This window comes from Hyphomonas beringensis, assembly GCF_000682755.1.
Taxonomy (GTDB): domain Bacteria; phylum Pseudomonadota; class Alphaproteobacteria; order Caulobacterales; family Hyphomonadaceae; genus Hyphomonas; species Hyphomonas beringensis.
Map to the genome: position 1 here is coordinate 1 of NZ_AWFF01000033.1, position 22638 is coordinate 22638.

The 22638-nt window shown below is 61.6% G+C and carries 23 protein-coding genes; 16 read left to right on the plus strand and 7 right to left on the minus strand.

The genetic code is table 11. From position 1 onward, the window contains the following. Positions 1-114 precede the first annotated feature (114 nt). Positions 115-1305 (minus strand): methionine gamma-lyase, encoded by a 1191-nt coding sequence (locus HY29_RS07840; protein ID WP_034795247.1) that lies wholly within the window; start codon positions 1303-1305, stop codon positions 115-117. A 123-nt stretch (positions 1306-1428) separates the two neighbouring features. On the opposite strand from HY29_RS07840, the gene HY29_RS07845 reads away from it, so the two are divergent. The 14 genes from HY29_RS07845 to HY29_RS07910 all read left to right on the plus strand — a co-directional run bounded on the left by HY29_RS07845 (position 1429) and on the right by HY29_RS07910 (position 14476). Further along, a complete protein-coding gene (locus HY29_RS07845; RefSeq protein ID WP_034795250.1) occupies positions 1429-1899 on the plus strand; it encodes an Lrp/AsnC family transcriptional regulator in 471 nt (156 codons plus the stop codon). A gap of 33 nt (positions 1900-1932) precedes the next feature. After that, a complete protein-coding gene (locus HY29_RS07850; protein ID WP_081811288.1) occupies positions 1933-4785 on the plus strand; it encodes a [protein-PII] uridylyltransferase in 2853 nt (950 codons plus the stop codon). A gap of 22 nt (positions 4786-4807) precedes the next feature. Then, positions 4808-6364: a murein biosynthesis integral membrane protein MurJ gene (gene murJ / locus HY29_RS07855; RefSeq protein WP_034795252.1), complete on the plus strand. Its 1557-nt coding sequence runs from the start codon at positions 4808-4810 to the stop codon at positions 6362-6364. A gap of 24 nt (positions 6365-6388) precedes the next feature. Further along, positions 6389-7429: a tryptophan--tRNA ligase gene (trpS, locus tag HY29_RS07860; RefSeq protein WP_034795254.1), complete on the plus strand. Its 1041-nt coding sequence runs from the start codon at positions 6389-6391 to the stop codon at positions 7427-7429. 82 nt (positions 7430-7511) lie between these two features. After that, on the plus strand, positions 7512-7973 hold the full coding sequence (locus HY29_RS07865; RefSeq protein WP_051601286.1) for a copper chaperone PCu(A)C: 462 nt from the start codon (positions 7512-7514) through the stop codon (positions 7971-7973). A 190-nt stretch (positions 7974-8163) separates the two neighbouring features. After that, positions 8164-9222 carry a hypothetical protein gene (locus HY29_RS07870; RefSeq protein WP_034795257.1) on the plus strand — a complete coding sequence of 353 codons (1059 nt, stop codon included), beginning with the start codon at positions 8164-8166 and terminating at the stop codon, positions 9220-9222. A 93-nt stretch (positions 9223-9315) separates the two neighbouring features. Next, positions 9316-9894: a NifU family protein gene (locus tag HY29_RS19840; protein ID WP_034795259.1), complete on the plus strand. Its 579-nt coding sequence runs from the start codon at positions 9316-9318 to the stop codon at positions 9892-9894. Between the two features lie 104 nt (positions 9895-9998). Next, positions 9999-10598, plus strand: coding sequence for a malonic semialdehyde reductase (locus HY29_RS07880; RefSeq protein WP_034795262.1), 600 nt, complete (start codon positions 9999-10001; stop codon positions 10596-10598). A gap of 16 nt (positions 10599-10614) precedes the next feature. Further along, positions 10615-11262, plus strand: coding sequence for a tRNA (adenosine(37)-N6)-threonylcarbamoyltransferase complex dimerization subunit type 1 TsaB (tsaB, locus tag HY29_RS18385; protein WP_051601287.1), 648 nt, complete (start codon positions 10615-10617; stop codon positions 11260-11262). Continuing rightward, entirely contained in the window at positions 11259-11720 is a 462-nt protein-coding gene (rimI, locus tag HY29_RS07890; protein ID WP_051601289.1) for a ribosomal protein S18-alanine N-acetyltransferase, read from the plus strand. The genes tsaB and rimI overlap by 4 nt, the downstream gene beginning before the upstream one ends. A 71-nt stretch (positions 11721-11791) precedes the next feature. After that, a complete protein-coding gene (locus HY29_RS07895) occupies positions 11792-12679 on the plus strand; it encodes a dienelactone hydrolase family protein (protein WP_034795264.1) in 888 nt (295 codons plus the stop codon). Between the two features lie 81 nt (positions 12680-12760). Next, positions 12761-13174: a Fur family transcriptional regulator gene (locus tag HY29_RS07900; RefSeq protein WP_034795417.1), complete on the plus strand. Its 414-nt coding sequence runs from the start codon at positions 12761-12763 to the stop codon at positions 13172-13174. A 72-nt stretch (positions 13175-13246) separates the two neighbouring features. Further along, a complete protein-coding gene (locus HY29_RS07905) occupies positions 13247-14044 on the plus strand; it encodes a hypothetical protein (RefSeq protein ID WP_034795267.1) in 798 nt (265 codons plus the stop codon). Between the two features lie 18 nt (positions 14045-14062). Next, positions 14063-14476, plus strand: coding sequence for a DUF1489 family protein (locus HY29_RS07910; RefSeq protein WP_034795270.1), 414 nt, complete (start codon positions 14063-14065; stop codon positions 14474-14476). 4 nt (positions 14477-14480) lie between these two features. On the opposite strand, the gene HY29_RS07915 is transcribed toward HY29_RS07910, so the two are convergent. Next, positions 14481-15314 (minus strand): alpha/beta hydrolase, encoded by an 834-nt coding sequence (locus HY29_RS07915; RefSeq protein WP_051601306.1) that lies wholly within the window; start codon positions 15312-15314, stop codon positions 14481-14483. A 160-nt stretch (positions 15315-15474) separates the two neighbouring features. On the opposite strand from HY29_RS07915, the gene HY29_RS07920 reads away from it, so the two are divergent. Then, on the plus strand, positions 15475-16701 hold the full coding sequence (locus tag HY29_RS07920) for an aminotransferase class V-fold PLP-dependent enzyme (RefSeq protein ID WP_034795273.1): 1227 nt from the start codon (positions 15475-15477) through the stop codon (positions 16699-16701). Further along, a complete protein-coding gene (locus HY29_RS07925) occupies positions 16701-17522 on the plus strand; it encodes a sulfite exporter TauE/SafE family protein (protein WP_034795276.1) in 822 nt (273 codons plus the stop codon). Before HY29_RS07920 ends, HY29_RS07925 begins: the two co-directional genes overlap by 1 nt. Here HY29_RS07925 and HY29_RS07930 read toward each other — a convergent pair. The 5 genes from HY29_RS07930 to HY29_RS18390 form a co-directional block, all read right to left on the minus strand. Continuing rightward, the gene (locus HY29_RS07930) at positions 17519-18490 is read right to left on the minus strand and encodes a HupE/UreJ family protein (protein WP_034795279.1); all 972 of its coding nucleotides are present in this window, start codon (positions 18488-18490) and stop codon (positions 17519-17521) included. The genes HY29_RS07925 and HY29_RS07930 overlap by 4 nt on opposite strands. Further along, positions 18487-19320, minus strand: coding sequence for a peptidyl-prolyl cis-trans isomerase (locus HY29_RS07935; RefSeq protein WP_034795282.1), 834 nt, complete (start codon positions 19318-19320; stop codon positions 18487-18489). The genes HY29_RS07930 and HY29_RS07935 overlap by 4 nt, the downstream gene beginning before the upstream one ends. Before the next feature lie 18 nt (positions 19321-19338). Continuing rightward, the gene (locus tag HY29_RS07940; protein WP_051601291.1) at positions 19339-21255 is read right to left on the minus strand and encodes a DUF3604 domain-containing protein; all 1917 of its coding nucleotides are present in this window, start codon (positions 21253-21255) and stop codon (positions 19339-19341) included. 90 nt (positions 21256-21345) lie between these two features. Then, positions 21346-21714, minus strand: coding sequence for a hypothetical protein (locus HY29_RS07945; RefSeq protein WP_034795285.1), 369 nt, complete (start codon positions 21712-21714; stop codon positions 21346-21348). A gap of 27 nt (positions 21715-21741) precedes the next feature. Beyond that, a complete protein-coding gene (locus HY29_RS18390) occupies positions 21742-22575 on the minus strand; it encodes a universal stress protein (protein ID WP_051601292.1) in 834 nt (277 codons plus the stop codon). Positions 22576-22638: the final 63 nt, after the last annotated feature.

Consider the following 22638-nt stretch of genomic DNA (forward strand, 5'->3'; position numbering starts at 1 on the left):
CCAATATACACCGGGAACGGAGGGTGTCGGAAAACTTTATTTTTGAGCCAATGTTTGCTGCAGGTTGTGGGTGATTTTTTGTGGGATAAGTCGCCGGGGCGACAAGGCAGGGGCTCAGCCCAGCGCCTGTTCCAGATCGGCGAGGATGTCTGGCACGTCTTCCAGGCCGATGGAGAGGCGGATGAGGCCGTCAGAGATGCCGTGGGCGGCGCGTTCTTCCGGCGTGTAGGTGGAGTGGGTCATGCTGGCCGGATGCTGGATCAGGGTTTCCGCATCCCCCAGGCTGACGGCGCGGCGGATCAGCTGCAGGCGGTTCATCATGTCGATGCCGGCCTGATAGCCGCCTTCCAGTTCAAAGGCGATCATGCCGCCAAAGCCGGACATCTGGCGCTGGGCAAGCTGGTGCTGCGGATGGCTGGGGAGGCCCGGATAGTGGGCCACGGACACGCCGGGCCGGGCCTCTAACCATTCAGCGACGGTCTGACCGCTTTCGCAGTGGCGCTGCATACGCAATTGCAATGTCTTCAGCCCACGCATTACCAGCATGGCATTGAATGGCGCCATGACAGAGCCGGTCATGTCTTTCACGCCGATCATGCGGATGTCCTGAATGGGCTCTGCCCGTCCGCAAACGATGCCCGCGACCAGGTCTCCGTGGCCGCCAAGATATTTCGTGGCCGAGTGCAGCACGAAGTCTGCGCCCAGCTCTACCGGGCGGGTGAGCAGGGGAGAGGCATAGGTGTTGTCGACAATGGTCAGCGCGCCAGCCGCGCGGGCAATGTCTGACACGGTGCGGATATCCACCAGGCGCATGTTCGGATTGGCCGGCGTTTCGAAATAGACGATGCGCGTCGTGTCGCTGATTGCGGCGGAGAGCTTTTCCGGATCGCGCAGGTCAACATGGGTGATCTTCACGCCAAAGCGGCTGAGGCCGTCGCGCATGAAGGCGAAGGTACAGCCATAGAGCGTCTCGTCCGTGATGATTTCGTCGCCCGGCTTTACCAGCGTCCAAAGCGTGGCAGAGATGGCGCCCATGCCGCTGGCCGTGGCGATGGCGGCTTCGGCGCCTTCAAGGCTGGCCACGCGGGATTCCAGCAGGCTGACCGTGGGGTTGGAAATGCGCGAATAGATGTGGCCCTCTGCGTCGCCTGCGAACAGGGCGCCGCCGGTTTCGGCATCCGGGAAGGCAAAGGTGGAGGTGAGGTGCAAAGGCGGCGTCAGGGCGTTGTCATGGTCTGCGGGCTCATAGCCGTGATGGATGGCGCGGGTTGCGGGACCAAGCGGGCGGCTGGAATCGAAGGCCATGGAAGGCTCCTGTGCGTGAAATTGCGGTATGACGGCAGAATAGCATTGTGCGCGCAGCAGGAGCTTTCAAACATTGCTGTAAACTGATATATTATTGGCATAATCTGCCAACAGGATTGCGATATGGACCGGATAGATGCCAAGATTGTGCGGGCGCTGCAGGAAGATGGCCGTCTGACCAATCAGGATCTGGCGGAGAAGGTGGGTCTGTCGCCGTCGCCCTGCCTGCGCCGGGTGCGCAATCTGGAGGCGGATGGGGTGATCCAGGGCTATTCGGCTTTGGTGGACCAGAAGGCCTGCGGCTATCCGATCACCTGTTTCATGCGCATTCGCCTGTCTGTGCACAGCGAAGAGGCCGTTCAGCGCTTCGAGGCGAAGATCATGGAGACCGAGGCCGTGCTGGACTGCTATCTGATGACCGGCGGGGCCGATTACCAGCTGCGCATCGTGGCAGAGAGCCTGGATGCGTACGAGCAGCTGGTACGCCACACCATCCAGCGGCTGCCGGGGATTGCCTCCATCGAGACCAGCTTTGCCTATGGCGTTGTGAAGAAGTCCCGCGTTTTGCCGGTAAAGCTGGAGGGTGCGCTATAGGCGCGGCGCGCGGACCTGCTATATAGACAGGTGATGAGCAAAGATTCCCCTGCGACTGCACCCAAAGGCCCAACCCTGGTTGAGGCGCGCAGCCATCTGCTGCGGCGTCCCGGCAAATGGCGGATTTCCAATATCATTGATGGCCGGGCCCTGCGGGTGAAGCTGACCGCGGCGGCGCTGGACAATCTGGGCAACCCCCAGGCCATGCGCAAGGCCGCGCTGGACCATCTGCATGGCGCGATGTTCCGCGGCCGCATGATTGCGCAGGAGCGGCTGCAGCAGGGGGCAGACGGGCTGGATACGGCGCGGCTGTTGTCTGCGGTGCAGGATGAAGTGATCCATGCGCTGTATGACTTCACGACGACGCATGTGCACCGTGCGCGCAACCCCACAGAGGCCGAGCGTCTGGCGATCCTGGCGACCGGCGGCTATGGCCGCGGCGTGATGGCGCCATCGTCTGACACAGACCTTTTATTCCTGCGCGCCTACAAGGCGAGCCCGCACACCGAAAGCGTGATCGAATACATGCTGTATGCCCTGTGGGACATGGGCCTTAAAGTGGGCAATGCATTCCGTACGCCTACGGAATGCGTCAAGCTGGCGGCAGAGGATGTGACGATCAAGACATCCTTGCTGGATGCACGGTTCATTTGTGGTGACCAGGCCCTGTGCGACGAGATGCAGGTGAAGTTCCAGAAGGATGCGGTGGACGGCAAGGACGCCGACTTCATCGCCGACAAGCTGGCCGAGCGCGATGCCCGCCATGCCAGGCAGGGCGATGCGCGCTATGTGGTGGAGCCAAACCTGAAAGAGGGCAAGGGCGGCCTGCGGGATCTGCAGACGCTGTACTGGCTGATCAAGCACATGCATGGCGGCAAGACGCTGGAAGACGTGATGAAGAAGGCTCCGTTCACGGAAAGTGAATACGGCACCTATATCCGCTCGGCGCGGTTCCTGTGGACGGTGCGCTGCCATCTGCACTTCGTTACCGGGCGTGCGGAAGAACGCCTGAGCTTTGACCTGCAGCCGGAAATCGCCGCGCGTATGGGCTATCGTGACCGGCGCGGACAGCAGGGGGTTGAGCGCTTCATGAAGCGCTATTTCCTGGTGACCAAGGATATTGGCGCGCTGACGCGGATTGTGGCGGCGAAGCTGGAAGCGGACCAGAAGAAGAAACCGGAAGGCCTGCGCCGCCTGTTGCCGCAACGTGGCCCGCAGCCCCTGAAGGAAGAGGGCTTTGTGATTGATGCCGGCCGTGTCAGCATCGCCTCTGAAAAGGTGATGAAGTCTGACCCGCTGAACATGCTGCGCCTGTTCATCATTGCACGGCGAGAGGACAAGGATATCCACCCGGATGCGCTGACGGCGCTGACGCGGAATTTGCGATCCCTGACTGAACGTGTACGTACCATGCCGGAGGCGCGGGAATTGGTGCTGGACGCCATTCTGGGCGGGACGGACCCCGGCCTGATCCTGCGCCGGATGAATGAAGCGGGCATTCTGGGAAAGGTGATCCCGGAATTTGGCGGTATCGTCGCGCAGACGCAATTCAACATGTATCATCATTATACGGTGGATGAGCATACGATCCGCGCGGTTGAGGCGATCGCCGAGATGGAGCGTGGCAATGCCGAGCGCGTGCCGCTGGCGACAGAGATTTTCCCGCTGATCGAAAATCGCCGGGCGCTGTACATGGCCATGCTGCTGCATGATACCGGCAAGGGCCGGGGCGACCAGCAGGTGGAGGGCATGAAGACCTCTGCGCGGGCCTGCCAGCGTCTGGGCATGCCGGAAGACGAAACGGAACTGGTTGCGTGGCTGGTGGGCCACCATCTGGAGCTGAGCGAGACGGCGCAGAAGCGGGACATTTCCGATCCGCGCACGGTGACGCAGTTTGCCAATATGGTCGGCTCTCTGGAGCGGCTGAGGCTGCTCTACATCCTGACGGCGGCAGACATCCGCGCGGTGGGGCCGGGCGTGTGGAATGCGTGGAAGGGCCAGCTGATGGCAGACCTTTACCACAATACCGCTGCGGCGCTGCGCGGGGGGCGCGCCGATGAGAAGGGCGTGCAGGCTGAACTGGAAGCAAAAGCCGAGACGCGCCGCGAAGCGCTGATCGAGCAGATCGGAACGATCCCGCCACTGCAGCTGGAAATGGAGACGGCCTACTGGACGGGCTTCGATTTGGAAGACCTGGCCTGGCATGCTGAGGCGCTGACGATGAGTGGCAATATTGTCTGCCATCGTTTCCCGCCGGAGGGCGGCGCGCTGGCCTTGATGGTGTCCGGGTCTGACAGGCAGGGCCTGTTTGCAGACCTGGCCGGTACGCTGGCCAATCTGGGCGCGAACGTTGTGTCTGCGCAGGTCTTTACCAGCAAGAGCAAGCGCATCGTCGACATTTTCATCCTGCAGGACGCCGCGCAAAAGCCTTATGGCCAGAGCGATCCGAGCCGCCTGACCCGTCTGGAGAAAGCGCTGGAAGACGTGCTGGCCGGCGCGCAGGTGAAAGAACTGGCGAAATCGCGGACCGGACGCCGCCAGGCGGCCTTCCTAGTGCAACCCTCAGCGCAGATCAGGGATGACGTGTCGGCAGACTATACCGTGATCGATATTGCCGGCCGCGACCGGCAGGGCCTTCTGTTCGATGTGGCGCGCGTTCTGGCGGATCTGGACCTGTCCATTCACTCCGCCCATGTCGGCTCCTATGGCGAGCGGATGTTCGACGCGTTCTATGTGCAGTCCGAAGACGGCCACAAATTGTCCGATGACGCCCAGAAAGAGGCCCTGAGAGACCGTCTTCTTGGCGCATTGGGGCGCCATGAACCGGATGCGCCGCAAACACCAGCCCGGAAATTGAAGCGATCTCGCGCCGTGGACAGTTTCTGAGAATTCGATCAGAGGAATCGCGATGAGCGTCGCGCGCAATACCCTGGTGCAATCCTCGCTGACCCTGGGCAGCCGCGTGCTGGGCATGGTGCGCGACATATTGCTGATCGCCAAGATCGGTGCGGGGCCTGTGGGCGATGCCTGGGCGACGGCGCAGCAATTCCCGAACCTGTTCCGCCGCATCTTTGCCGAAGGCGCGTTCGCGTCTGCTTTCGTGCCGATCTATGCGCGCACCCTGGAGGCCGAAGGGCATGAGGCCGCACGGGCCGTGGCGCAGGAAGCGCTGCGCGTTCTGTTCGCGGCGACGGCGGCGCTGACCATTCTGGCGCAGATCTTCATGCCCTGGGTCTTGCTGTTGATCCATGGCGGGCAGGCGGATGATCCGGCGAATTACGCGCTGGCCGTTCTGCTGACGCGGATCACGATGCCGTATCTGACCTTCATGGCGATTGCGGCGCTGCTGTCTGGCGTGCTGAACTCCGCCGAGCGGTTCATCCTGTCTGCCGGTGCGCCGACCCTGTTGAACCTGTCTCTGATCCCGGCGGCCTTTGTGGCGCCTTCGGCGGAAAAGACGGCGCTGGCGGCGGCGGTGGCCTATTTCATTGCGGGCCTGTTGCAGGCGGGCGTGCTGTGGTGGGGCGTGCGTCGCCAGAAAGTGCATATCAGCCTGATCGGCTGGCCGCGCATGACACCCGCTGTGAGGAAAGTGCTGAAGCTGGCGATACCGGGCACGATTGCGGCCTCTGGCACGCAGATCAACATCATTGTCAGTCAGTCCCTCGCCAGCTTTGAGGTTGGCGCGAAATCCTGGCTCTATGCGGCAGACCGGCTCTACCAGCTGCCGCTGGGCCTGGTCGGTGTGGCGGTGGGCGTCGCGATCCTGCCGCGTCTCAGCAAGGCGGCGCGGGCCCTGGATGAGAGCGGCAGCCGCCGCACGATGGATGAGGGTATCGGCCTGGCCATGGCGCTGACCCTGCCGGCGGCGGCGGCGCTGATGATTGCGCCGGTCTTCCTGATTGATGTGTTTTTCACGCGCGGGGAATTCCTGCTGTCAGATGCGCAGATGTCCGGCCATGCGCTGTTCCACTTTGCCTGGGGCGTGCCGGCCTTTGTGCTGATCAAGGTGCTGGCCCCGGCCTTCTTTGCGCGGGAAGATACCAAGACGCCGATGCGCTATGCGCTGACATCTGTGCTGATCAATACGGTGCTGGGGGCGGGGCTGTTCTTCTGGATGAAATCCAATGGGGAGGCGGGCTTTATCGGCCTGGCCATCGCAACCTCCATCGCGGCCTGGGTGAATACGTTCCTGCTGGCGACGACGCTGATGCGGCGGGGCTGGTACACGCCCGGCCCACGGCTGGTGTCCGGCGTGGTGCGCGCGGCGCTGTCGACGGCGGTGATGAGCGCGGCGGTGTGGTTCATGCTGCAGAATCTGGCCGTGATACAGGCGCAGGTGCTGAACTCCCGCATCCTGGCGGCGGTCGTGATCGTGCTGACCGGGGGCGTGATATACGCTTTTGCAGCCCTGCTGACCGGCGCGATCCGCATTTCTGACATCAGGCAGGCTTTGCGGCGCTAAACAAACGCGCTAAAGCGCCTGCCCATGACCGACACACATTCCCCCACCTATAGCGGCCCGCAGCGCATTTTCTCGGGCATCCAGCCAACCGGCAATCTCCATCTGGGCAACTATCTGGGCGCCCTGAAGAAATTCGTGGATTTGCAGGAAGAGGGCTGGGACGCGGTTTATGCCGTGGTGGACCTTCACGCGATCACAATGCCGGTGGAGAAGGGGGCACTGATCAGCCAGACACGGCAGATCGCAGCGGCCTTCCTGGCGTGCGGCGTCGACCCGAAGAAATCCATCATCTATGCGCAGTCTTCGGTGAAGGCGCATGTGGAGCTGGCCTGGATCTTCAATTGCGTGGCGCGCATGGGCTGGGTCGAGCGGATGACGCAGTTCAAGGACAAGGCGGGCAAGGATGCCGAGCGGGCCTCTGTCGGCCTGTTCACCTATCCTGTGCTGCAGGCGGCGGACATTCTGGCCTACAAGGCGACCCATGTGCCGGTCGGCGAAGACCAGAAACAGCATCTGGAGCTGAGCCGCGACATCGCGGATCGCTTCAACCGCGACTATGACGCGCCGGGCTTTTTCCCGCTGCCGGAACCGCTGATCAAGGGGCCGGGCGCCCGCGTGATGAGCCTGAAGGATGGCACCAAGAAGATGTCGAAGTCTGATCCGTCAGAGCTGTCCCGTATCGCGCTGGTGGATGATGCCGACACGATCGCGAAGAAGATCAAGAAGGCGAAGACCGACCTGCTGGGCGACATGCCGAGCGACAAGGAGGGCCTGGAAGGGCGCCCCGAAGTGGAAAACCTTGTCGGTATCTATGCGGCGCTGTCGGGCGAAACGGTCGACGCTGTACTGAAGCAGTATGGCGGGCAGGGCTTTGGCGTGTTCAAGCCGGCGCTGGCCGAGGTGACGGTGAACCATCTGGCCCCGATCACCCAGCGCTTCCGCGAGATTCTGGACGATGTCAGCTATATCGACAGCGTGCTGCAGGATGGCGCAGAGCGGGCCGATGCGATTGCTGCGCCGGTGATCCGCGAAGTGCGCGAACTGGTCGGCTTCTGGGGCGCCTGAACCAGGCTGCGCGGATTTGGTTTGTTGACCTTCTGCGCATGCGGTCTATCCCTCTGAGGCTGAAATCATTCTGGAGCTTTCCATGCGTCTTGTATCCCTGATTGCCGGTCTTTCCGTTGCTGCCCTCGCGGCCTGTTCCCAGGAAGCGAAAGCGCCGGAGGCGGCGCCGGTTCCGACTGTGACAGACGCCTTCATCGTGATGCCGGCACCGGGACGGGATGTGGCCATGGGCGGCCTGACGCTGAGCGTGGAAGACGCCCCGATCTGGCTGACCGCAGCTGATACCAATATCGCCGACAAGACCGAGCTGCACACGATGAGCATGGAAGACGGCGTCATGCGCATGCGCAAGGTGGAACGTCTGGAAGCCACGCCGATTGTGCCGCTGGAACTGGAACGCGGCGGGGCGCACCTGATGTTCTTCGGAATCAGTGACGAGATTGCACCGGGCGACCAGGCAGAGCTGGTGCTGACCCTGACCGATGAGAATGGCAAAGAGCAGACGGTGACCACCGAAGCCGAAATCCGCGCCATGGGCGAGTGACGCCCGTCTCTTTTGAGCTGGCCTCAGGCCGCTATACTTCCTGACATCTTGGTGTGCCCGGTCAAAAAACCGGCACTCCGTAGCTTTGCGGATATTTAACAGTTAATGTACTGTTAAAATGCCCCATTCGCCTGCATAGTGGTGTAAACGCAACAGGTCTCCAGCGTTTCATGTAAACAGGGTAGAGTAGATGGCATTTGATAGTAGTCGCCTCCCCGCGGCCTACCAAGAGGAAGGTCCTGCCGTTACCGTGCTTGGGTCAGATCATCTCGTAACGTTCGATTATGCCGAGCCGAGCCCGGTGATGCTGTTTGCGCAGCGCTGGTGGCGCCGGACCAAGCTGGTTTTGAAGATCGGCGTCGTGGTGGCGGCTGTTGCGGCCTACCCGGTCCTGACCATCGCCTCCAACAAGATTGATGATGGCCCGGTCGAGATTGCCGGTCAGAACTGGACGATGCCGGAAGTGGGCGTCGCCATCAACAAGATCGCCCGTGAACTGGAAGGGGCCGGCTGGGCAGGGGACCGTGCAAACTGGCACCCGCAGGCGCGCCTGACGGCGATGCCGGCCTGGCAGGTTGCCACGACGGACGCGCTGTCTGACCATACGCGCATGCTGTCCGAACTGACCGTGAAGGGCGGCGAAGTGGATTCCGACCTGAAAGCAGCCACGCGCCTGCTGCGCGGTGTGCCGGGCGAAGACATGCGCCCTCGCCTGACAGCGGCTGCAGAAGCGCTGAACCGCTATGATTCCCGCGCAGGCCGCGGTCTGGCCGTGACACCGGGCAAGGTGGAAAAGCTGAAAGCCGAAGCAAATTTGTTTGCTGATTGGGCGAAGGATGACCGTGTGGATCTGGCCGTTCAGGTCAATCAGGATGTTGTTGAGTTTCCCGCCAGCAAGGCCGACATTGAGAGCTTCTATGGTGCGAAGGCGCGTGCCCATGTGGCCCAGCAAATGCTGGCGGCTGCCCGCATGACTGAGCCGCGTCTGGCACGTCTGCCGGCCGTCAGCACGGCGTTCGACAAGGCAGAGCTTGCCTGGGGCCGCGCGGCAGAGATGAAGCCTCTGATCGTTTCCAATCAGAGCGGCGATGGCCCATTCATGGCCAATCATTTGGCCAGCATTGGCTTTTTCCTGGTCGAAGCCGAGGACGCTTCCCGCGAATTGGCGGCCGCGCTGAACGAACTGCCGGAAGGCGCGCTGGAGAATGTCGCTGCTCTGGAGACGCGGCTCGCCTCCACGGCGCCCTGATCCTGCGGGCCTAATCACACGCTGACGTCTTGAACCTGCTGGTGTTGCGCGCCATCTGATGGGCAACGCGCACAGTAGAAAGGGCTTCCGGCCATGTTCATCCAGACCGAACCGACCCCGAACCCGGATACGGTGAAATTCCTGCCCGGCCATCCAGTGGCTGGCGACAAGGGACCGTTCGATTTTCCAGATGCCGCAAGCGCCCGCATCAGCCTGCTGGCGCGCGCCCTGTTCCAGGTGGACGGGGTGGAGCGTGTGTTCCTGGGCAGCGATTTCGTCTCCATCAACAAGGAGACTGACCGCGACTGGAAACATGTGAAGCCGATGGTGCTGGCCGCGATCATGGATCATTACATGGCGGGCCTGCCGGTTGTGGAAGAGGGCGCTGAGCCGTCTGCCTCAAGCGAGGCCGAGGTTTCCTATGAAGGCGAAGCCGCCGAGATCGTCGATGAAATTCGGGAACTGATCGAAACCCGCGTGCGCCCGGCCGTGGCGCAGGATGGCGGGGACATCATCTTCCACAAATTCGAGCCGGATACCGGCATTGTGCACCTGTCGATGCGCGGCGCTTGTGCTGGGTGCCCGTCATCCACGATGACGCTGAAGCAGGGCATCGAGAACATGCTGAAAACCTATGTGCCGGAAGTCACGGCGGTGGAAGCTGTACTCTAGTCGGAACGACCATATATCGCACCGCATAGTGCATTGATAATGCACGCGACCCCCGGCACGCTGGGGCGGATGAACAAAGTTAAAAGCAAGAGGATTTAAAGGTCATGACCCATCCGGTAAACGACCATGCGCTCGACGTGATTTTCCGTGACGGGCGCAGCTATAATGGCTTCCACGACAAGGATGTCCCGGAAGTTCTGGTCCGTGCGGTTTACGATCTGGCGAAGATGGGGCCGACCAGTGCAAACTGTTGCCCGGCGCGCTTTGTGTTCGTCTCTTCGGAAGAGGGCAAGAAGCGCCTGTTGCCGTTGGTCTCCGAAAACAACCAGCAGAAAGTGTCCGAGGCAAAATGGTCCGTGATCATCGCTTATGACATGGAGTTTCAGGAAAAAGTCCCGAAACTGTTCCCGCACAATCCGAGCGCGAAGAACTGGTTCGACAGTAATCGCGAGGAAACGGCCTTCCGGAATGGCACGCTGCAAAGCGCCTATTTCCTGATGGCGGCACGCTCGCTTGGTCTCGATTGCGGCCCGATGTCAGGCTTTGACATGGACGGCGTGAACAAGGAGTTCTTTGAAAGCCAGGACGGCGAAGAGAAGAACTGGCGCGCCAACTGGATCTGCAATCTCGGCTATGGCGACAAATCCTCCATCTTTGCGCGCAGCCCGCGCCTGCACTTTGATGAGGCCTGCCGGATCCTCTGATCCTGGCTGACCCGCCATGATTGTCCTTGGTCTGAATACTGCGTTCACCGCGATGGAAGCGGCGCTGGTGCGCGATGGCGAGATCATCGCTGATGCGCGCGAGACGATGGCGCGTGGTCAGGACAAGGCCTTGCCGGGCTTTGTCGAGCGCCTGCTGGCCGAGGGCGGTGTCACTCTGGATGATGTGGACCGCATCGCCGTCGTGACCGGCCCGGGCAGTTTTACCGGCATCCGCATTGGCGTTGCCTATGCGCGGGGCCTGGCCTTGGTGACTGAAGCGCCCTGCATCGGCGTCAGCAGCATTGAGGCGGGTATTCCGACAGGCATGGAAGACACGGCGCTGGGGGCCCTGATGGCCCAGAAGCGTCCGCCGGACCAGACCTGGTGGGTGCAGGGCGTGTCCGAGAACAAGGGCATTGCCGATACGATCGAGATTGGCCTGGAGGAACTCAAGGCCATGCTGGTCGGGTTTCATGCGCCGGTCTTCATGCAGGGCGCCGAGGCGCTGGGCGAGGACCTGGCCGGGAAGCTGGACATCCGTCCGCTGACGCCTTCGGCGATCACAGCCGCGCTGAAGGCACCCTTGTTTGATCCGGCGAAGCATCTGCCCGCACCCGTCTATGCCCGCGACCCCGACGCCACACTGCCGGAGCCGCGAAAGTGACGGACGGTCTGATCGTTCTGAGGCCGGACGATGCAGGACGCACCGCGATGCTGCACCTGAGATGCTTTCCTGACCCGTGGAGCGCGGCCTCCTTGCGGGGGCTGTTGAAAGACCCGTCCATCCTGACGCTGGGCATTGAGCGCGAAGGCCAGCTTGCAGGCTTCATCATGGGGCAGACAATTGTTGGCGAGACCGACATTCTGACCGTCTGCACCAATCCGGAGCTGCGCCGGCAGGGCATTGCCCGGCACTTGCTGGAGGCGATGATCAAACGCTGCGGAGAGCGCGGTGTCTCTCGCCTGACGCTGGACGTGGCAGAGGACAATACCGCCGCCCGCGCCCTTTATGCGGCGCATGGCTTTACCGAGGATGGCCGCCGCCCGCGCTATTACTCGACCAAGCGGGATGTGCCTGTGGATGGCATTCTGATGTCAAAATCTCTTGAGCTTGGCGTTTGAGGACGCATCAGCTCTGGGCGATTTCGGGAAATAGGCTATGTTGGCCTGAGACCCCTGTGAGGAGCTGAGCCATGACTGATACCCCGAAAACCGACAAGATCCCGCAGCAAGTGTTCGACCTGTATGATGAGTATTGTCATGGTCATCTGTCGCGGCGCGGCTTTTTTGAAGGGCTGGGGAAGTATGCCGTCGGCGGCCTGACGGTCTCCTCGCTCGCGGCCTGTGTGCTGCCGGACTATAGCCAGATGCAGACCGAGCCTGGCGAAGACGATCTTTATGAAGAGACGCTCGTTTATCCCTCTCCGAATGGGGCAGGGGAAATGGGAGGCTATTTCGTGCGCCCCGATAATGTGAACGGCGAATTGCCGGGCATTGTCGTGATCCATGAAAACCGGGGCCTGAACCCGCATATCCGGGACATCACCCGGCGCGTGGCCAAGGCGGGCTATGTCGCCTTTGCACCGGATGCGCTCTCTCCGCTCGGCGGGTATCCAGGAAATGATGATGATGGCCGCGCCCTGCAGACGCAGCGCGATCGCAACGAGATGATTGAAGACTTCATGGCAGGGGCCGCCTTCCTGCGCGACCATGCGGCGGTGAACGGTAAAGTCGGCTGTGTCGGCTTTTGCTTTGGCGGGGCCGTTGCCAACATGATGGCCGTGCGTCTGCCATGGTTGTCAGCAGCCGTTGCCTATTATGGCGGCTGGCCGACGGCGGAGCAGGCCGGATATGTGGCCGTGCCCCTGCAAATCCACCTGGCGGGACTGGATGAGCGGGTCAATGCGGGTTGGCCGGCCTACAAGGCGGCGCTGGACGCCAATGATGTCGAGTACGAAGCGTACATCTATCCCGGCGTGCAGCATGGGTTCAATAATGACACCACGTCTCGCTATAATGAAGCCGCCGCGACGCTGGCCTGGAGCCGGACGCTGGACTTCTTCAGCCGCCAGCTGGGCTAGGGTGGCTTTTTGCCTGCAAGCACTATTGTTTGGGGGCGTAACTGACTGGACTTAAGGTCAATGTGAGGGCAAAACATGCGCATGGATCGACTCGAGAAACTCTGTGCCGATAAAGGCCTGCGAATGACGGAACCGCGCCGCGTGATCGCGCGTGTCCTGTCCACTTCGGATGATCACCCTGACGCAGAGGAGCTGCACCGCCGAGCCAATTCCATGGATGCGTCGATCTCGCTGGCGACGGTATACCGGACGGTCAAACTGTTCGAGGATGCTGGCATCATCCAGGCGCATGATTTCCGCGATGGCCGCGCGCGCTATGAAGAAGTGCCGGACGAGCATCACGACCACCTGATCAATGTGAAAACGGGTGAAGTCGTGGAGTTTCATTCCGAAGAAATCGAAGCCTTGCAAGAAGAGATTGCCAAGCGTCTGGGCTTCCGTCTGGTGGACCACCGGCTTGAGCTGTACGGCGTGCCCCTGAAGGACGAAGACTAGGTTTTCCGGCCCAGTCACGGGCCGGTGGCAGCTTTGTTCAACTCCCGTAAATAAATGGACGTGCAGGATGGAATGCCTGACGACCCGGGCGGCGTAGTCTGCGGCCAGCCGGGACAGGCAATTTATGCGAGACGGGACGAGCGCATGCTGCTGGCATTGCTGACAAGCTTTATCATGATGACCGGCGCGCCGCCGCTTGATGAGGCGCTGAGCGCAACCGAAGCCCCGCGTACGCTGCGGGCAGCCTTTACAGTCGAGCTGAGCAGCCAGAATGCCAGCCGCATCTACAATTACGATCCACGCCGCGACATGGGCGAACGCTGGCAGGTCGTCTCCTGGCAGGGGGATGATGACGAGCTGGAAGAGGTGGCCCGCAACTGGGCATCTGAGCCCGCGCCGGATGGCCGCCTGTTCGCGGATGATTTGCGCGCCAGCATGGGGCGTGACGTACAGGTGGACGATATGGGCCATGCCTGGCGCATCGCGTTCCGGCATCACCCCTCCCAGAATGATGGCGAGTTTGATGTCTGGGCCGCCGAGCGGCTGCAGGCCACGGCCTGGCTGGACCCGGTTGGCGAGCGCTTCCTGCGCATCGACTATCACCTGCCACATCCGGTCGCCGGGCCTGAGGGCGGCAAGCTGACCAAATATGATCAGAGCTATTTCATTCGCACGGAGCCACGCTGGGGCATCAGCTATGTGTCCAGCTTCTCCATCGAACTGGAGGCACGCGCGGCTTTTCGCACGATCAGCCGTCGCTATTCGGCCAATATCGTGAAGACGGAATTCTTCTTTTCCAGCGCCGAAGCCGAAGCCGATTTCGAGGCAAATCGCAAAGGCCCGCAGCTGATGTCTGGATTGCCCGGCTGAGCCCGCTAGATTGGGGCCATGACGATTCACATGGTGAAGCTCTGCGTTGGCGCGGAGGATATTGAAGATCTGGAAAACTGGCAGGCGCGCCTGATGAAGCAGGGGCGCGAGCCATTTCATCACACGCGCATGATGCCTAAACAGAAAGACCAGCTGATGGATGGCGGATCGATCTATTGGGTCATCAAGGGGGCGATCCGGGTGCGCCAGCGCATTGTGGATGTCCGCCAGATTGCTGGCGAGGAGCATTCCATGTGCGAACTGGTGTTCGACCCGAACCTTGTGCGCACCTATGCCAAGCGCAAGAAGGCCTTCCAGGGCTGGCGCTACCTGAAACCTGCAGATGCGCCGCGGGACCTGACCAGCGGGGAAGCCGCTGTGAACATTCCGCCGGATCTGGACGCTGCGCTGAAGCAGGCGGGCGTCTGGTGAGCGCCTAGCGCTTCAGTTCCTCGGTCAGCAGGGTGGCTTCCATCTCGAAGGCTTCGCTGCCGGGCGAGATCAGTTCGACATGGCCTGTGTCCGGCACCTGGATGAAACTGGCGGCGCTGCCGGCGGATTTTGCCTTATTCGTGTAATCTTTGCCCAGAATGGGTGGGGCGATCCGGTCCTGCTCTCCATTCACGCTGACCTGCCGAGCGGCGAAGGGCAGCATTTCTGATGGCGACGTGTCGGCGAATACGTCCGGCCGCTGCCCACTGGGCGGCCCGGTCAGCACATCCATGATGGAGGCCAGACAGCCTTCCTGCGTGACAGGGGCGGAGGCCTCAAGGTCAGCCAGGCCGCCGGAATTCACGACAAGATCAATGTGTAGCGGGTTTTCGCTCCAGAGCGGGCTGTAGCGTGGCAGTTTCGGACGCGCGGCCAGCCAGAGGGCCAGGTGGCCGCCAGCGGAATGGCCAATCGCGGCAACCCTGTCGAGCTTCAGATTGTATTCGCCGGCATAGTCCCGCAACAGATCAGCGGCGCGGGCGACATCCTGGAAGGTGCCGGGATAGCCGCCGCCATCCTCGTCCACGCCGCGATATTCTATGTTCCAGACGGCGAGGCCGCGCTGGCGTAGATCTTCGGCCGCATAGTCCATCAGCGTGCGGTCTGCGATGCTTTTCTGCCAGCATCCGCCATGCACCATGATGACGACAGGGAAGGGGCCTTTGCCGTCCGGCAGCCAGAGATCAATGACATCCGACGTGCCGGGCCCCGTGCGGATATGATGCGGCGTCGACGGCTGCTCTCTCGAGAGAAGATCATTCCAGGTCATCAGGGGCATGGCGGCCTCCTCAGCTGTGCTGGCGCTTTGAGGTGGGCGGTTTTCGGCGGGGGCTTCACAGCCCGTCAGGGCGAATGACGCGAGGGCAATGGAAAAAAGCAATGGTCGCATAAGGGGTTGCTACTAGCGTCCGGTCGATCTGTCATGCACAAAGCTTGTCATGAATTCATTTCATTTCCCGCTAAGCCGCAGCGATGCCGAAGCGCTGGATGCCAGAGACCCGCTGGCGCATTGCCGGGCGGCGTTTGCTCTGCCGGAGGGCATAACCTATCTGGTCGGCCATTCACTGGGCCCGGCCACACAAGGCGCCTTGCTGGCCCTGCAGCGGGCTGCAGATGAGGGGTGGGTGCGGGACCGGGTCAGCGCCTGGAATAGCGCCAACTGGATTGGCCTGGCCGAGCAGGTGGGCGCAAAACTGGCGCGCCTGATCGGGGCCGGGGAGCGCGACGTCCTGGTATGCGACAGCGTTTCGGTAAACCTCTTCAAGCTGGCCGCGTCTGCCCAGCCTCTGGCTGCCGCGAGGCGGCTTGTGGTGGAGGAAGACGAATTCCCGACCGATCAGTACATCCTGGAGGGCCTCTCCAGCATGACCGGCGTGGAGCTGGTGCGCGCAGAGGCGGGAAAGGGCGTTGCAGAGCTGAAAGGCGGCGTTCTGGTCAAGAGCCTGGTCAATTATCGCACTGGAGAGGTGGCGGATGTCGCGGGCGATGAAGCCGCCGCGCAGGCAGGGGGCGGTCTGATCGTCTGGGACCTCAGCCATGCGACCGGCGTACTGGATGTGCGCCTGAAAGCGTGGGGCGCGCGACTGGCGGCGGGGTGCACGTACAAATACCTGAATGGCGGGCCGGGCGCGCCGGCATTCGTTTTTGTGGATGAGGCGCTGGCACCGGAACTTGCCTCTCCGCTGCCGGGCTGGATGGGCCATGCTGCGGCGTTTGATTTCAAATCCACCTATCAGCCGAAAGAGGGCGTGGCGCGCTTTGCCGCCGGGACGCCGCCCATCCTCTCACTGGCGGCGCTGGATGGTGCGCTGGAGATTTTCCATGGGCTGAACATGGCCGACGTGCAGGAGAAGGCACGGCGGCTAAGCCAGATGTGCTTGATGCTGGCCGAAAAGGCCGAACTGAAAATCAGTTGTCCCCTGGAGGCAGACCGGCGCGGCGGGCACATCAGCGTACGCCACTGCGAAGGCTATGCCGTCGTGCGTGCCATGGCCGATTGGGGCATCGAGGCAGATTTCCGCGCGCCGGACACGATCCGCTTCGGCCTGTCGCCCTTGTTCCTGTCTTACGCCGAAGTGTGGGACGCGATGCAGGAACTGACGGAAATTCTGGAAACACGCAGCTGGGACAAGGCGTGTTATCGCGAAAAGGCGGTCGTTACATAATGGATCTGATTGTTCAGTATGCACCTCTCCTGCTGGCATTGATCGCAGCAGGGATTACCGCCGGTTTGGCGGCAGGCCTGTTCGGCATTGGCGGCGGCGCCATTATTGTGCCGGTTCTGTACTTCCTGTTCGATGCGCTGGGCTATCCGGAAACGGCGATGCATGTGGCGGTGTCGACCTCACTTGCGACGATCATCCTGACGTCGATCCGCAGCGTCATGGCGCATAACAAGCATGGCGCGGTTGACTGGAACATCATCAAGGGCTGGGCCCCGTGGATCGTGGTCGGCTCTCTGATCGGCATGGCAATCAGTGGCTATCTTTCCAATCGCGGCCTGCTCGCAATTTTTGGATCGCTGGCCTTCCTCTTGGCGGCGCAGCTTTTCTTTGGACGGCCGACCTGGCGTCTGGCGGATGACATGCCGAAGGGGCCGGCGCGGGCGGGGCTGGGTGTCGGCGTTGGCACGCTGTCTGCGCTGATGGGGATTGGTGGTGGTACGTTCGGGGTCAGCCTGATGACGCTCTGTGGGCGGCCGATCCACCGCGCTGTGGCGACGGCGGCAGGCTGGGGCGTGGCCATCGGCCTGCCGGGCGCGCTGGCTGCTATCATTGTCGGCTGGGGGGAGCCTGGGCGGCCGCCTTTCTCATTGGGCAATGTGAATCTGGCTGCGTTTGCGCTGATCTCCGCACTTACCGTCACTATGGCGCCGGTGGGGGCGAAGCTGGCCCACACGCTGGATGCGGTGAAGCTGAAACGCTGGTTTGCCGTGCTGCTGGCGGTTGTTGCGGCGCGAATGCTGTGGAAGGCAATCGGCCTTTAAATGAAGACGCCGACAATGCGCTCAATCGCCCAATAGCTGCCGGTTATGCCGATGGCGTAGGCGGTGGCAACGCGTAAGGCAGGTTCGCCCTGGCGGTAGAGATGGCGGCCGAGCCAGACAAGGGCGAGCACGAACAGCACGAATGTGATCTGCCCGGCCTCTACGCCCAGATTGAACAGCAGCAGTGCCATCACTTCGGCGCCTTTGGGTAGGCCGATTTCCGACAGTGCCCCGGCAAAGCCAAAGCCATGGATCAGGCCAAAGCCGAAGGCGATCAGCCAGGGCATGCGCTGGGCCAGCGTCATGCGGCCACGCATACGGTAGATGGCCTCTGCGCCGAGCAGGGCAATGCTCATGGCGATGGTGATCTCGACCGGTGCGCCGGGCAGGGTGATACCGCCCAGTGCAGAGGCGGCGAGCGTAATGGAGTGGGCGACCGTAAAGGCCGTAACCGTAGGGATCAGCTGGCGTGGGCGCACCAACAGGACCAGGCCGAGCACGAACAGCAAATGGTCAAAGCCAAAGATGATGTGCTCCACGCCGATACGGAAATAGGCAAGCGTTGGCGCGCCGGAGGGGACCGTCAGGTCCAGCGTGGCGGCGCCGGGCCGCAGGACGGCGGTGAGGTCATCTGTCGTCTGCCGGTCAATCCGCAGGAAGACATCCGTCAGGGTGCGGTCCAGGCCAGCAATGGACACTTCGCCCCTATTCAGGTCGCAGGCCATGGACCAGCGCAGGATGACTGTGCCGCCAGCGCCGGTAACGCGCTCATTCTGTCGTTCGCAGCCTTCAGGGAAAGTTGGTTCCAGCTTCAGGCGGCGACCATCGAGGATGGGCTGTTTCCAGGTGACGTCATATTGGCCGGGCGCGGTCTCTGTGATCTCCAGATAGGCCGGGCGGACTTCATGCGCCTCGGCGCCAAGGGCCGCGATCATTATGGCAAGGAAAAGAAGGCAGGCGCGGATCACTCGACGCCCTCAATCTCGACATTATAGCGCGCGATGATGTCGGCAATTGCCTGTTCATTCGCTTCGCGGCGCTTTTGCTCCACCCAATCCCGCTTCACCTCCGCGCGGACCTCTTCGAAGGGGCGCAGTGCTGCGGGGGTCTTGTGTGTAATGTGGACGAGGTGAAGACCAAGGGCGGACCGGACCGGGCCTTGCCAGTCATCCGAGGCGGGTAGGCCTGCCATGGCGGCGGCGAACTCCACCCCGAACTGGCGGGCGAGTTCACGGACCGGCACGTCCCCATACTGGCGTTGCAACATGAAGGGGTCGCCAAGGGCAGCCGTCTCCATCGTGGGGTTATTGTTCAGCTCTGCCAGCAGGGTTTCTGCGTCTTTCTCCGCCGCATCGCCGCGTACGCTGGGGCTGAAGAATATCTGAGAGAAGGTCAGGCGGGCAGGCTCAGTGAATCTGTCCGCATGCGCCTGATACCATTCGCGCAACGTGTCTTCCGAAGGGACGGGGTCTTCTCGCAGGTCCGACACCATGAAGCTCATCTTCTGGGCGAGGCGGCGGGTGATGATCGTGTCGTTCTGGTCAAGGCCGAGCCGACGGGCCTCACGAGCCAGCGCCTCGTCACGCACATAGTCCGATACCATGGTTGTCATGTCTTCCGGGCCGGGCAGGGCACCGGCTTCGGACGCATAGAGCGCGGCGAGGCGCTCCAGCTCGGGTTCCGAAACAAAAATGGTCGAGTCCGACTTGTCCTGCCAGGCTTGCCACGCCGTGTGCAGGCCAAAGACAAGGGCCGCCGCGACAACAAACTGGATCAGCGGTTCACGCAGATATTTCACGCTTCTTTGTACTCCCGTCTATTCTGCCGGGATGTACCAGATGGGCGAGGTATAGGCGCGCTCCTGAATGGTTTCCGGCACGTCCGGGCGCGGCGGCGTACCATTGCGCAGGGCTTCCCAGGTTGACCAGCGGCAGCTCGGATTTTCCAGCACACGGACATAATAGGTCGCGCGCGTATTGGCATCGAAGTCCGGATCCTGCCACAGGGTCTTCAGCTCGCTGGCGCCCTCGCCGGTGGGCGTGCAGGTAGACATGTCGACGGCTGCGCCATTGTCCGGGCAGCGATGTGTGGTCGGGTCAGGTGTGCCGGTGTGACAGGCGACATCATAAACGGCTTCGCCATCTGATGTGACCTTGACGATCTGCACACGCTGCAGGGCGCCCATGTTCGGATCGCGCTGGGCCCAGGCGATGAAGGACGGGGCCTGGCCTGTGCCGACAAGGTCTCCACCCATGGGCACACCGCCATCATAGGCCTGGCGGGTCAGGTTCGCGGCACTCAGCATATCACCTGTGTAATCATACCCACCAAAGAAGCGCACCTTCATGCGTGGGCCTGTGGTGGCAAAGGTTTCCTTGCGGCGGAAGGCATCGAAGATGGCTTCGCGTGTATTCTCTTCTGCCCAGACGCCTGTGAGGCCAGAGGCGCTCCAGCGGGAGAACCATTCGCGGCCATTCTTGACGACATTGTTTTCAGGCTGATTATCCCAGCTGGTCGTGCCAGGGAATGGAACAGAACCGCGGGCAACAGGCGAGCCATCCACAAGGCCAATCTTGGACCAGTAGTCTTCTTCGGAGTAGGCGCCCCCGGCAACATGGCTGTCAGAGGCGGCCACAAGGCCGAAATGGAAGGGATCAAAACCCTTCTCTTCCTGAAGCTTCAGGCCATTGCGATAGGCTTCGCGGACATAGGATCCTTCTGTCTTGGAGACATCATAGACGCCGAGCAGCTTGTCATAGATTTCAAAATCGGCCCATTCGTCATTCGGTGACAGGGATGGGTGGGTTTCACTGGTGCCTTTTACCTGCGTGACCTCTACAAGCGGCTCATTCCGCATGCGCTGGTCAGCATAGGCGGCATCCAGCGGGTCTCCATTATATGTTTCCAGGCGGAACATCTGACCGTCGGACACATTGGAGTTGTGCGGAATGGCGATGGATTCATACCCTTCGGAGCGCTTCTCATCCATCCAGTCCCACAAATCTTCCGGATTGGTGGAGTCTAGCGTCGAGAAGGCGCGGTCAGGCGCGTCTCCCTTGAAGAACACATTGCGGTGAAGGTTTCCGCCGCCAAAGGTGCCGTCCTCGCGGTTTGTCGTGACGGAGGTGAATTCATAGGCCGCGAAGGTGGTGAACTCCCCCGGCACATAATGGCGGTTTGCCGCGTCGACATTCTGTAGCCAGACAGAGTTGATCACGCTTTTATCATACATGTCTTCGATGGGCACACCCGAGCGTACAGACGCGCCGACGCCCTGGAAGGCTGCGGTGATCTTGTCAGGGTCTCTTGAGAACATGTCCTTGGCGCGCGGAAGTTCTGACAGTTCTGTGCCCGGTGTGTCCATGGCAGGCAGGATGCCGAGATATTCGGCGTGGTCTGTCACGGTGTAGAAATCGAGCGGGCCACCCGCGATGGTCATGTCAAAGCCGGCCGGATGCTTGATCGTTTCACCGCGGGCGAAGCGGTAGGCATCATCCGCGGTACGCCGGACATTGAAGATGTAGGCATCAAAGCTGGACCTTGTATGGATGTGCAGATCGCCGAAATAGGCGTTGCGATCCGGATTGTATCCGGCCGTGTGGCCATCTGCTGGCGCGGTGTCAGGTGTCTCCACCGCCGCCATTTCCGTAACTGTCTCTGATGTTTCCGGCGCAGGGCTGTTACACGCAGCCAAAGCGATCGCCGATACGGCGAGGCCAAGATAGCTCTTCATATTTTCCTCCCACAGGCATATTTTTCCTGCCCTTGTGAGAAGAAGTGTGCGTCTTAATTGTCAGTCTGTCCAGATTTACGCGCCGTCAAGTCAGACCGGGCTGACATCCGTAATCTTGTAAGTGAGCGGTGTTTCGCCATGGCTGGCGATCGTGATGTACTCGCCTTCCTTGAAGACATGCTGGCCCAGCTTGTAGCCGGCTTCATCATCGCCTTCATCATCTTCGTCATAATGGAAGAACCAGTGGCTGCCGCGATGGGTCAGCAGGCCGTCGGCGCGTTCGTCCGGGTCCGGGTGAAACCGGACGACGCGGCAGGAGTCCCGGTTCTCCCGCCATGCGTCCAGATCAATCTGGCCTTCCGCTGTGAGAGGCGCAATGAGGGTGTAGCCCTGGCTGGGGTCTCCGCCAGGAAGCCCTGGATTGCGCGCGAGTTGAAGCGTGATTTTTGACAAGCTCATCGATCTGGACCTCCTTGGTAGGGATGTTTAATGGGCCAGCGCCAGGGCAGGGGCTTCGTCTGCCGTGAGCAGGCGTCGTGTTGTGCCGCCAAACAGGCGCTCCGTCAGCCGTGAGTGGCCATAGGCGCCGGCGACGATCATCGAGGCATTCGCGCCCTTGGCCATGGCAAGCAGGCCGGTGCCGACTTCGCCTTCGATTTCTTCCGTCTTCGACGTAATGTTGTGAAAGTTCAGCCAATCCTGCAGGGCGTGTGGTGCGGCGATCTCACGGTCAGGATCTTTTTTCAGGTCCTTTGTGTTCTGAGCAATGATCACGTCGCCCATGGCGCGCAGGATAGGCAGGTGGAAGCGAACCGCGCGGGCCGCGCCATTGCTGCCGTCCCAGGCAATGATGGCGGGGCCGCTGAAGGGCTCATACGTACCGGCCAGAACCACGGGCAAGCCTGCCGTCATCAGAACATGTTCAAAGGCCAGATTCAGTGGCTCGCCGCCCTTGGCCGCCGTGCGGGGGAAGATGACGGCCTCGGCCAGCGTGGCGGCATTGGAGCCGGATTGCTCCACCGTGTTTACATCATGGATGAATTCACAGCTGAGGCCATGGGCGCCGCTTCCGCATGTATCCTCAAAGGCTGCGCGCGAGACTTTCAGAACCTGATCCTGCATCTCGATAATGGACTGAGTGGTCGTTCCGGCCAGGCCGGTCGCTTCCGGAGTCGCGATGACCATCATTGCGGAATTCGGGTCCGGCAGGGCGCAGAGGCCTCTTACCGGGACGTTCATTTTCTTGGCCAGGGCGAGAGCGGAAAGCGTTGTTGAACAGTCTTCCTTGCTCGTTCCTTGCAGCATGGCGACAACAGACATGGCACATCCTCATATTGCTGAACTCTCGACACTACTGTCCTACCAGCAGGGCCTGCGAGTCAA

Bases quoted from the DNA above. Each gene is read 5' to 3' on its own strand.
- HY29_RS07840 (WP_034795247.1), bottom strand. From the start codon at position 1,305: ATGGCCTTCGATTCCAGCCGCCCGCTTGGTCCCGCAACCCGCGCCATC.
- HY29_RS07845 (WP_034795250.1), top strand. From the start codon at position 1,429: ATGGACCGGATAGATGCCAAGATTGTGCGGGCGCTGCAGGAAGATGGC.
- HY29_RS07850 (WP_081811288.1), top strand. From the start codon at position 1,933: ATGAGCAAAGATTCCCCTGCGACTGCACCCAAAGGCCCAACCCTGGTT.
- murJ (WP_034795252.1), top strand. From the start codon at position 4,808: ATGAGCGTCGCGCGCAATACCCTGGTGCAATCCTCGCTGACCCTGGGC.
- trpS (WP_034795254.1), top strand. From the start codon at position 6,389: ATGACCGACACACATTCCCCCACCTATAGCGGCCCGCAGCGCATTTTC.
- HY29_RS07865 (WP_051601286.1), top strand. From the start codon at position 7,512: ATGCGTCTTGTATCCCTGATTGCCGGTCTTTCCGTTGCTGCCCTCGCG.
- HY29_RS07870 (WP_034795257.1), top strand. From the start codon at position 8,164: ATGGCATTTGATAGTAGTCGCCTCCCCGCGGCCTACCAAGAGGAAGGT.
- HY29_RS19840 (WP_034795259.1), top strand. From the start codon at position 9,316: ATGTTCATCCAGACCGAACCGACCCCGAACCCGGATACGGTGAAATTC.
- HY29_RS07880 (WP_034795262.1), top strand. From the start codon at position 9,999: ATGACCCATCCGGTAAACGACCATGCGCTCGACGTGATTTTCCGTGAC.
- tsaB (WP_051601287.1), top strand. From the start codon at position 10,615: ATGATTGTCCTTGGTCTGAATACTGCGTTCACCGCGATGGAAGCGGCG.
- HY29_RS07895 (WP_034795264.1), top strand. From the start codon at position 11,792: ATGACTGATACCCCGAAAACCGACAAGATCCCGCAGCAAGTGTTCGAC.
- HY29_RS07900 (WP_034795417.1), top strand. From the start codon at position 12,761: ATGGATCGACTCGAGAAACTCTGTGCCGATAAAGGCCTGCGAATGACG.
- HY29_RS07905 (WP_034795267.1), top strand. From the start codon at position 13,247: ATGCCTGACGACCCGGGCGGCGTAGTCTGCGGCCAGCCGGGACAGGCA.
- HY29_RS07910 (WP_034795270.1), top strand. From the start codon at position 14,063: ATGACGATTCACATGGTGAAGCTCTGCGTTGGCGCGGAGGATATTGAA.
- HY29_RS07915 (WP_051601306.1), bottom strand. From the start codon at position 15,314: ATGCCCCTGATGACCTGGAATGATCTTCTCTCGAGAGAGCAGCCGTCG.
- HY29_RS07920 (WP_034795273.1), top strand. From the start codon at position 15,475: ATGAATTCATTTCATTTCCCGCTAAGCCGCAGCGATGCCGAAGCGCTG.
- HY29_RS07925 (WP_034795276.1), top strand. From the start codon at position 16,701: ATGGATCTGATTGTTCAGTATGCACCTCTCCTGCTGGCATTGATCGCA.
- HY29_RS07940 (WP_051601291.1), bottom strand. From the start codon at position 21,255: ATGAAGAGCTATCTTGGCCTCGCCGTATCGGCGATCGCTTTGGCTGCG.
- HY29_RS07945 (WP_034795285.1), bottom strand. From the start codon at position 21,714: ATGAGCTTGTCAAAAATCACGCTTCAACTCGCGCGCAATCCAGGGCTT.
- HY29_RS18390 (WP_051601292.1), bottom strand. From the start codon at position 22,575: ATGTCTGTTGTCGCCATGCTGCAAGGAACGAGCAAGGAAGACTGTTCA.